At 75.0% G+C, this 8,479-nt stretch carries 6 protein-coding genes; all 6 read right to left on the bottom strand.

Annotated features, from left to right (window positions below):
* Positions 1 to 9: 9 nt before the first annotated feature.
* The 6 genes from fabD (JOF41_RS13930) to fabD (JOF41_RS13905) are packed head-to-tail and all read right to left on the bottom strand — an operon-like array spanning position 10 to position 8,308.
* Positions 10 to 2,232, bottom strand: coding sequence for an ACP S-malonyltransferase (gene fabD, locus JOF41_RS13930; RefSeq protein WP_209619346.1), 2,223 nt, complete (start codon positions 2,230 to 2,232; stop codon positions 10 to 12).
* Positions 2,233 to 2,252: 20 nt separating this feature from the next.
* Entirely contained in the window at positions 2,253 to 3,011 is a 759-nt protein-coding gene (locus JOF41_RS13925; RefSeq protein WP_209619344.1) for an enoyl-CoA hydratase-related protein, read from the bottom strand.
* The gene (locus tag JOF41_RS13920; protein ID WP_209619341.1) at positions 3,002 to 4,234 is read right to left on the bottom strand and encodes a hydroxymethylglutaryl-CoA synthase family protein; all 1,233 of its coding nucleotides are present in this window, start codon (positions 4,232 to 4,234) and stop codon (positions 3,002 to 3,004) included. Before JOF41_RS13920 ends, JOF41_RS13925 begins: the two co-directional genes overlap by 10 nt.
* Positions 4,235 to 4,262: 28 nt before the next feature.
* Positions 4,263 to 5,162: a DUF6039 family protein gene (locus JOF41_RS13915; RefSeq protein WP_189223366.1), complete on the bottom strand. Its 900-nt coding sequence runs from the start codon at positions 5,160 to 5,162 to the stop codon at positions 4,263 to 4,265.
* A 45-nt stretch (positions 5,163 to 5,207) separates the two neighbouring features.
* Positions 5,208 to 6,005 (bottom strand): thioesterase II family protein, encoded by a 798-nt coding sequence (locus JOF41_RS13910; RefSeq protein WP_229795525.1) that lies wholly within the window; start codon positions 6,003 to 6,005, stop codon positions 5,208 to 5,210.
* Entirely contained in the window at positions 6,002 to 8,308 is a 2,307-nt protein-coding gene (gene fabD, locus JOF41_RS13905; protein WP_209619338.1) for an ACP S-malonyltransferase, read from the bottom strand. Before fabD (JOF41_RS13905) ends, JOF41_RS13910 begins: the two co-directional genes overlap by 4 nt.
* Between the last annotated feature and the right edge of the window lie 171 nt (positions 8,309 to 8,479).

Genomic DNA, 8,479 nt, shown 5'->3' with positions numbered 1-8,479 from the left:
GGCACGGGCTCACCGGTCGAGCCGCCGGGCGAGCAGGTCGGCCGCGCCGTCGAGCAGGAACGCCGCGACCGCGTCCACGTCCCGGTCCCGCCACGCCGCCAGCGCCGTGCCCGCCGCGGCCGTGTTGAACGAGCCCATCGCGGGCCCGCACGGGATCTGCAGGTCCAGCGGCGCCTCGGAGGCGTCGTCGAGCGCCGCGCGCCGCGAGCGGTCGAAGTAGGACCGGAACACCGCCGCCATCCGCAGCTTCGGATCGGCCTCCACCGCGGCGCGCCGGGTTGCGGGCAGTCGCTCCCGCACCCGCTCCCACACCGCGTCGAGCGGCTCGGTGAAGCAGGCGGTCTCCAGCGACCGGCGGGTGCGCTCCGGGATCTCCTCCAGGCCGGGGTGCTCCCGGTAGGCGCGGTACAGCGCCTCGGCCCGCGCGCTGAACATGCTGCCCTTGCGGACCACGCGGCTGCGGGCCCCCAGCTCGAACAGCTCGCCCGCCGGGGCCCGCACCGTGTCGTCCACGTCCACCCTGGCGAGCAGGTCCTTGACCGCCGCCGGGACCCGCGCCTGCCGCGTGCACTGGTTCACCGAGCCGGTCACCACGAAGTCCGCACCGCACAGGAACGCCGCCGCGACGGCCTCGGGGCTCCCGATGCCACCGCCCGCGCCCACCCGCACGCGCCCGCCGGGTCCGTGGTCCGCCCCGGCGCGCAGGGCGAGGACCGCCATCAACAGCGCGCCGCCCGCCCCGCCGCCGAGCCACGCCGGATCGGCCTCCGCGACCAGGTCGCCCGCCACGGGCAGCCGCTCGGCGGCGCGTGCCTCCTCCTCGGTCAGGCGCCCGTCCCGGCGCAGCGCGTCGACCAGACCTGCGTGCGGGGGGCGCAGGAACGCCTTCGCCGCGTCCAGGCGGGACACCTTGACCAGCAGCTCCCTGCCGGGGGTGGCGTGGCCTCCGGGTGAGCAGCGCGCACCGGTGAACCGCCACCGCACCAGCTCGGCGGTGACACCGCCCGCGCCGGACGCCTCGCCGTGACGGACCCCGTGGCGCAGGGCCAGCTCCACCACCGCGTCCACCCGCTCCGGCGGTTCCACGCCGGAGGGCAGGTTGATCCCGAACCGGCCCCGGAGGTCGTCAAGGGCCCGCAAGTCCTCGTCGATGCGCTCGGGTGGTCGGCCCGCGGTGCCGAGGAAGCCCGCGAGGCCCGCGCCCGCGAGCGCGCGCAGCAGGACGGGGCCGGACACGCCGTGCCCCATCGAGCCCGCCAGGTAGCCGTGGCGCACCCCGTAGGCGTCGCGGAACGCGGCACTGCCCAGGAACGCACCGGAGTGCGCAGGCGCCGGGCCGGGCGGTGCCGCGGCCGGGGGAGCGGGCGCGGCCGGGGGAGCGGGCGCAGGCAGGTGCGGACGGGCCTTCCGCCACATCTTCGACAGCACCTCGCCCGGCCCCACCTCCTCCACCTCCGCCACACCCCGCTCGGCGAGCAGGCACAGCGTCTCCCACCACCGGACGGGGTTGGTCAGGTGCCGCACCAGCGCGCCGCCGATCTCGTCCCTTCGGTGCGGCCGGGCGGTGACGTTGGCGATCACCGGCACGCGCGGCTCCGCGAACCTCACTCCGCGCACCACCTCGGTGAACTCCCGCGCCGCCCCGGCCATGTAGCGGGAGTGGGCGGCCACGCTGACGTTGAGCGGCACGCACTTGCCGGTGCCGCGCGCGGCGACCAGGTCGGCCACCGCGCGCAGCGCCTCCCTCGGCCCGGCGAGCACCAGCTGCTCGGGAGTGTTGTGGTTGGCCACCTCGACCCCCTCGACGCCCGCCGCGCCGATCAGGTCGAGCAGCGCCTCCAGCCGGACGCCGAGCACCGCCGCCATGCCGCCCCCAGGCGCGCGGCCCATCAGCTCGCCGCGCCGCCGCACCAACCGCAGCCCCGTGGCGAAGTCGAAGCACCCGGCGGCGAACAGCGCGGCGAACTCGCCCGCGCTGTGCCCGGCGAGGTAGTCCGGCGCGGGCCGGTCCGCGCCCCGGTCCAGAAAGGTCAGCGCGCTCACCACGTACAACGCGGGCTGCGCGTACTCGGTCCGGCGCAGCCGCGACGCCTCCGCCGAGCACAGCTCCCGCACGGAGTAGCCGAGGACTTCGTCGGCCTCGGCGACCAGCCGGGGGAACCGGTCGAACAGCCCGGCGCCCATGCCCGGTGCCTGGGAACCCTGGCCGGGGAACAGCAGCGCGACGCCCATGGCACGTCCTCCTGGTCGGGTCAGCTCTCCCACGGGTAGCGGCCGTGCGCGGCGTACGCGGTCAGCCGGTCCCGCACCCGCGGCAGCGCCATCAGCCGGTCCAGCTCCTCCACCGCGAGCCGTCGGGTGTCGTCGGTGATCGCCCACAGCGCGCCCGCGTAGCGCTTGAGATCGCCCACGGTGGCCCCGTCCAGCTTGCCCGCCCGGAACACCAGCCGCCGGACCGCCTTGGCCGGGTCGTCGGCGACCTCGTCGACGAGACCGCACGCCGCTGCCTCCGCGGTGCCGAGGGGACGGGTGGTCAGCGCCATGGCGTACGCCCTCTGGAAGCCGGTGCGGCGGATCAGGAAGGGCAGCACGCAGCACGGCAGCAGACCCCACAGCGCCTCTGGCAGCGCGAAGGTGCTGCGGGGGGTGGCCAGCACCAGGTCGCACGCGGCCAGCAGCCCGACACCGCCGCCCGCGACCCGGCCGTCGACCACCGCGGCCACCACCAGGGGGGTGCGCGTGAAGCGCCGCAGCAGGTCGAAGAACCGGCCGCCGGAATCCTGCGGGCCGGGGGTCCGCGCCGCGTCCACCAGGTCCATGCCGGTGCTGAACACCCCCGGTTCGGAGGTGATCAGCAGCACCCGGCACCGGGTGTCGGCCTCGGCCGCGTCCAGCTCGTCGTACAGCCGCCGGACCAGCGCGTCGTCGATGGTGCCTGCCTGGTCGCCCCGGTTGACGCAGACCTCGCGCACCAGCGGGGACGCCACGGCGCGGGAGCGGCTCAGGTCCACCGGTACTCCCGGTGGAAGTCGCGGATGCGGTCCAGCACCAGCAGCCCGCGACCGTCGAAGCGGGTGTCGTAGACCCGGCCGTACCGCGCTGGGTCGAACACCGCGTCGCGGGTGCCGAAGGCGCTGTCGGCGAGTCCCTCGACCAGCCGGTCGTACTCGTCGACGGCCAGCTCGCACCGGTCCGCCACGGCCTTGCCCACGCCCATCGCGCCGACCAGCTCGGCCGCGCCGGCGGGCACCACGCCGCTGTAGAACTCCGACGCGCACCCCGAGCCGTACGAGAACAGTCCCAACCGCCGGGGCCGGTCGGTGGGCCCGTGGTCGATGGCCGAGCACAGCGCCAGGTACAGCGAGGCGGAGAACAGGTTGCCGACCGCGCCGGGGTACTCCAGCGAGGCGGCGACGCGGGCCCGGAAGTCAGCCTCGACCTCGTCGGGCGGCAGCGGGTGGAACCGGCGCAGCAGCGCGCGGTGCGCGCCCTTGACCATCCCGGCGAACGGCGTGTGGAACACCAGGCCGTCGAAGGTGGCCACGGCGTCCACCCCGGCCACCGCGGCCGAGTAGGCGGCGAAGCTGTGCTCCAGGCAGTCCAGGTAGGCCAGCAGCGACACGTCCGGGTCGACCACGTCCACGTCGGTCGCGGGCCGGGCGGTGTCCATCACCTCGTAGGTGTGGAACCCGCTGGCGCCCTGGTCCAGCTGGAGGACCCCGGCCTGCCTGCCGACCAGCATCGCCACCGCGCCCGCGCCCTCCGACGGCTCCCAGTAGCTGCCGCGCGACACCGCGCTGGGCGCGTCGGTCGCCACGACCAGGGCGCGAGCCCGCGGGGACGCGCTCGTGGCGACGATGCCCACCGCGGTGCGCAGCGCGGCGGTGCCGCCGTAGCACGCGTGCTTGACCTCGAACGACCGGCAGCGCGCGGGCAGCCCGAGGTGGTGGTGCACGTAGGTGCTGATGGACTTGCCGAAGTCCAGACCGGATTCGGTGCCGACCACCACCAGCTCCACCTGCTCCCGCTCGGCCGGGGACAGGGTGTCGACCAGCGGCTTGGCCGCGTTGACCGCGTTGGTGACCGGGTCCTCGCACGGCAGCCCGACCGACCGCTGCCGCATCATCAGGTTGTCGAACCGGGCCATGCTCAGCCCGCGCCGCGAGAACAGCTCGCGCACGTCCACGCAGGCGCGGCCGACGTACGCGTTGATCGCCTCGATGCCGAGGGCCATCCGGGCCTCCCCGCCCCTCGTCGTCCGATCAGGACTTCCCGCCACCGGGCGCCTGCGGCAGCAGCAGCGTGTCCCGCACGCTGTCCTGCACGAACAGCCGCTGCCAGGTGCCGCCGCCCTTGGAGTCGTGGATCCGCTGCTTGCGGTGGACGCGCTCCGCGGTGGCCGGGCTGCGGTCCAGCTCGACCAGCCGCCAGTAGTCGTCCGGCTCGCGCAGGTGGATCATCGAGTAGATGCGGTCCTGCTTGCCGAAGTTCTCCTCGAACAGCAGCACCGTGACCGAGCCCGCCAGCTCGCGGTTGACGTGCTCCTGCCAGTCGTAGGCGAACAGCCTGCCCTCCTCCCGGAACTCGTACTTCACGTGGGCGGTGCGCAGCACGATCGCGCCCGCGTTGGCGGAGTTGAGCTGCACGTCCAGCGGCTGGCTGGTCTGGTTGCGGGCGGAGGGGACGTAGTTGTCCACTTCGGCCTCCTCGTCGTGGTGGTGGCCGAGGCCGTGCTGGGGCACCAGGACGCGCTCCTCGATGCTGCCCTCGACGAAGATGCGCTCCCAGTTGCCGTGGCCCTTCTCGGGCAGCCGGTCGACGGTGTTGATCTGCTGCACCCGCTTGTCGTGGTCGACCATGTCGAGCAGCTTGCGGTACTCGTTGGGCGAGCGGAGGTGGATCAGCCAGTGCAGCCTGTCCCGGACGCCGAAGACCTCCTCGTAGCAGTAGGTGCTCGCCACGCCCGCCTGCTTGTCGTTCATGTAGCGCAGCAGGTCGACGCTGAAGCCCCGGCCCTCCTCCGCGAACTCGTAGTTGAACCGGCCCTGCCGGTAGATCACGAAGCCCGCGTTGCCCGTGTGCAGCAGCCGGTCCGGGGCGAGCGAGGTCTGGTCCTGCGCCCTGGTCACCGCGGCGGTCCGGGGTGGGGTGGTGGCGGTCATCGCGCGTCCCTTCTCGTGCGTGGCGGGAGGTCCGTGGTGCCGGTTCTACCCGTGCGGGTCGGGGGATCGCTGTTCACGATTGAGCAGGGGACCGGCCACCGCCTCGACACCGCGCCGCAGGTCCGCCCGGATGGCCGCGAGCAGCTCGGCGGGAGCGCCCTTGAGGTAGAAGTGGTCGCCGTGGAATACCCGCAGGGTGAACTCCCCGGTCGTGGCGTGCCGCCACGCGGCCACCTCCTCCAGGTCGGCCTCGGGGTCGGCGCCCCCGACGAGCGCGGAGACCCGGCAGCGCAGCGGCGGCCCCGGCAGCGGCGCGTAGGTTTCGTTGACCTCGAAGTCGGCGCGCAGCGACGGGGTGAACAGCGCCCGCAGCCCGGCGTCGCGCAGCACCTCCGGCGGGGTGCCGTTCAACCGACCCACCTGGTCGAGGAACTCCGCCTCGGGCAACGGGTGCAGCGGCGGGCGCCGCGCGGGCAGGTGCGGCGCCCGCCTGCCGGAGGCGAACAGGCACAGCGGGTGGTGCCCCTCGGACTCCAGCCTGCGCGCCACCTCGTAGGCCAGCACGGAGCCCATGCTGTGCCCCAGCACGGCGAACGGCCGGTCGACCCGCCGCGCCACCGCGCGGGCCAGCGGCCCGACGATGTCCTCGGCGCGGGTCAGCGGCCGCTCGCGCAGCCTGCGCTCCCGGCCCGGCAGCACGACCGGGAGCACCCGCACGTCCGGGCGCAGCGCTTCCGCCCACGGCCGGAAGAAGCCGCCCCCGCCCCCGGCGTGCGGGACGCAGAACAGCAGCACCGGCGCGTCGCCACCCGCGCCGGACCCGGTGATCCAGTCGCCGGTCACGACGGGCCGACCCCGACAGCGGGCGAGGGCGCCCGCTCGGCGAGCGGTCCGCCCGCCACGGCGTCCAGCCGCTCCCGCAGGTACCGCGCGGTGGCGGTCATCAGCCGCTCCGCGACCACGTCCACGTGCCTGCGCCGCCGGTCCTCCAGGTCGGTCCCCGCGACCCACCGGTTGAACGCGCCCATGGCGGGGCCGCAGTGCACCTGGAAGTTGACCCGCTCCCGCTCGACACCCCGCAGCGCCACCGCGGTGGAGTGGCGGAAGTACCAGCGCAGCACCAGGCCGAGCTTGCGCTTGGGGTCGCGCTCGGCGCGGACCAGCTCGTCGGGCCTGCGGGCCGCGAGGTGGTCGCGCACCTCCGCCCACACCGCGTCCAGCGGCCTGCCGAAGACGTCGCGCTCCAGCACGGCGCGGGTTCCCGGTTCGATCTCCTCCACCCCGCCGCAGCCGCGGTAGAGCTGGTGCAGCCGGTTGGCCCTGACGGCGAACAGCGTGCCCTTGCGCACCACCTGCACGCGGGCCCCCGCCTCGAACATGTCGCCCGCGGGCGCGTAGCCGGTGTCCTGCACGTCCAGCGCCGCGAGCATGTCCTTGACCGCCTCGGACGTGCCCGCCTCCGGGGTGCACTGGTTGATCGACCCGGTCACCACGAAGTCCGCTCCCAGCAGGAACACCGCGGCCAGCGCTTCCGGCGTGCCCAGGCCGCCCGCCGCGCCGACCCGGACCGCGCCCCGACCGGCGACCTCGTCCGCCAGCCGTCGCACCGACGGCAGCAGCGCCAGGGCGACGCCGCCGTCGGTGTGGCCGCCGGAATCGGCCTCGACGCAGAGGTCCTCGCTCACCGGCAGCGAGGCCGCCACCGCGGCCTCGGCAGCGGTGAGGCGGCCCTGGTCGACCAGGCGGTCCACCACCGCCCGCGGCGGCGGTCGCAGGAACGCCGCGGCCACCTCCGGCCGGGAGACCTTGGCCAGCACGCGGTTGACCGCGACCGGTCGCCCGGTCCGGTCGACGTGCGCGCCCGCGTAGCGGTAGCGCACCAGCGCGGGGGTGATCCTGGTGTAAGCTGCGGCCTCCACGTGCCGGACACCGCGGCGCAGGTACAGGTCCACCACGGCTTCCTCGGCGTCCGGACGGTCCGGTGTGGACAGCAGGTTCGCGCCGTACCGGCCGTCCCGCCCGAGGGCGGCCTGGATCTCGCCGAGCGCCTCGTCGACCCGCTCGACGCGCAGGCCGCCCGCGCCGAAGAAGCCCATGAGCCCGGCCCTCCCCATCCTGATGACCAGGTCGGTAGAGGAGATCCCGTGGTACATCGACCCCGCCAGGTAGGCGTAGCGCAGGCCGTAGTCGGCGCGGAACGCGGTCGAGCCGAGCTGTTCGGGCCGGGGTTCGGCGGTGCTCGCGGCCGGGCGCGCCGCGGCGGTCGCCCCGCCGCCCCCGGCGTCGCCGACCGGGGCGGGGCGGCGCGCGGACCGCAGGGCGGACCGCCACAAGCCGGTCAGCACGGTGCCGGGACCGACTTCCGCCACCTCGGTCACCCCGCTGTCGAGCAGGTGCGCCATGCACCGCGCCCACTGGACCGGGCGGTGGACCTGCTCGGCCAGCAGGCGGCGCACCGAGCCAGGGGGGTAGGGGAGCCCGGTGACGTTGGACAGCACGGGCAGCGCGGGATCGGCCACCGCCACCCCGGCCAGGTGCCGGGCGAACTGCTCGGCGGCGGGCCGCATGGCGCGGGAGTGGAACGCGCCGCTGGTCTTCAGCGGCACGCACCGCCCTCCGCGAGCGCGGATCTCCCGCCGCAGGGCCTCCAGCGAGGACCGCGGTCCCGAGAGCACCACCTGATCGGCCGCGTTGTGGTTGGCGATGTCGACGTCGTCGTACCCGCCCTCGGCCAGCAGTGACGACACGGTCCCGGCCGTCGGTCCGACCACGGCCACCATGCCGCCCCCGGTCGCCAGGGACATCAGCTCACCGCGCCGCCGCACCAGCTCGACACCGGTGGGGAAGTCGAAGCTGCCCGCGGCGAACAGCGCGACGTACTCGCCGAGGCTGTGCCCCGCCAGGAAGTCCGGCGGCGGTTCGTCCTCGGCCATGGCGAGGTGGCTCAGGACCCCGACCACGAACAGAGCGGGCTGCGCGTAGCGGGTGTCGCCCAACCGGTCGTGCGGGTCCTCCAGGCACAGCTCGGTGACCGAGTGGCCGAGCACGGCGTCGGCGACCGCCACCAGATCGGGGTGCCGCTCGAACAGCCCCGCCCCCATCCCGCGATGCTGGGAGCCCTGCCCAGGGTACAGCCACGCCCTCATCGCACCTCCTCCGTCGCCCGGACCGTAGGAGGCGGCCTGCCGGGGTGCTGCTCAACACTGCGCCCCGGCACGACCTCCCGGCGCTGAATAAAAGTGAGCAGAGGCGGTCGCCGGACGTGGTTAGCGTCCTGACGACGCAAGGGGATCCCGGTCCGCCGCGTCGCCCGCACC

It is taken from the genome of Saccharothrix coeruleofusca (assembly GCF_017876325.1).
Classification (GTDB): domain Bacteria; phylum Actinomycetota; class Actinomycetes; order Mycobacteriales; family Pseudonocardiaceae; genus Actinosynnema; species Actinosynnema coeruleofuscum.
Note: the sequence above shows the minus strand (reverse complement) of the source record. Positions and strands in the feature narration are given on the sequence as shown.

What these genes read in the sequence shown, in the direction of transcription:
- fabD (WP_209619346.1), bottom strand. Translation starts at nt 2,232, where the DNA reads ATGGGCGTCGCGCTGCTGTTCCCCGGCCAGGGTTCCCAGGCACCGGGC.
- JOF41_RS13920 (WP_209619341.1), bottom strand. Translation starts at nt 4,234, where the DNA reads ATGGCCCTCGGCATCGAGGCGATCAACGCGTACGTCGGCCGCGCCTGC.
- fabD (WP_209619338.1), bottom strand. Translation starts at nt 8,308, where the DNA reads ATGAGGGCGTGGCTGTACCCTGGGCAGGGCTCCCAGCATCGCGGGATG.
- JOF41_RS13915 (WP_189223366.1), bottom strand. Translation starts at nt 5,162, where the DNA reads ATGACCGCCACCACCCCACCCCGGACCGCCGCGGTGACCAGGGCGCAG.